This window comes from Flavobacterium hydrocarbonoxydans, from assembly GCF_009789235.1.
GTDB classification, from domain to species: domain Bacteria; phylum Bacteroidota; class Bacteroidia; order Flavobacteriales; family Flavobacteriaceae; genus Flavobacterium; species Flavobacterium hydrocarbonoxydans.
Genome location: NZ_WSTB01000033.1, coordinates 1 through 756, shown reverse-complemented (window position 1 = coordinate 756; position 756 = coordinate 1). Strand labels below are relative to the sequence as shown.

The 756-nt window shown below is 45.1% G+C and carries 1 pseudogene; it reads left to right on the top strand.

Annotated features, from left to right (window positions below):
* Positions 1-756, top strand: a pseudogene (locus GON26_RS21475) (hypothetical protein); the annotation flags it as partial.

The window sequence follows — 756 nt, the reverse complement described above, 5'->3', positions numbered from 1 at the left end:
TAACACCAGCTACAGCAGTTTGGTACAGCAGTGCTACAAGCACTACACCATTACTTGCTACAGATGCTTTGGCAGATGGAAACTATTATGCTACCATTATAGACGCTGTTACAGGTTGTGAGAGCGCCACCAGATTAGTTGTAGCAGTAAATGTCAACGATCCGGGTACACCAACCACAACATCAGCTACACAGGATTTCTGTTTAGAAGATGCTCCAACAGTTGCCGATATTACAGTAACACCAGCTACAGCAGTTTGGTACAGCAGTGCTACAAGCACTACACCATTACTAGCTACGGATGCCTTGGCAGATGGAAACTATTATGCTACCATTATAGACGCAGTTACAGGTTGTGAGAGCGCAGTAAGACTGGTTGTGGCAGTAAATGTCAACGATCCGGGTACACCAACTACTACAGCTGCGACACAAGACTTTTGTCTGGAAGATGCTCCAACAGTTGCCGATATTGCGGTAAGCCCAGCTACAGCAGTTTGGTACAGCAGTGCTACAAGCACTACACCATTACTAGCTACAGATGCTTTAGCAGATGGAAATTATTATGCTACGATTATAGACGCTGTTACAGGTTGTGAGAGCGCCACCAGATTAGTTGTAGCAGTAAATGTCAACGATCCTGGTACACCAACTACGACATCAGCTACACAAGACTTCTGTTTAAAAGATGCTCCAACAGTTGCCGATATTGCAGTAACACCAGCTACAGCAGTTTGGTACAGCAGTGCTACGAGTACTA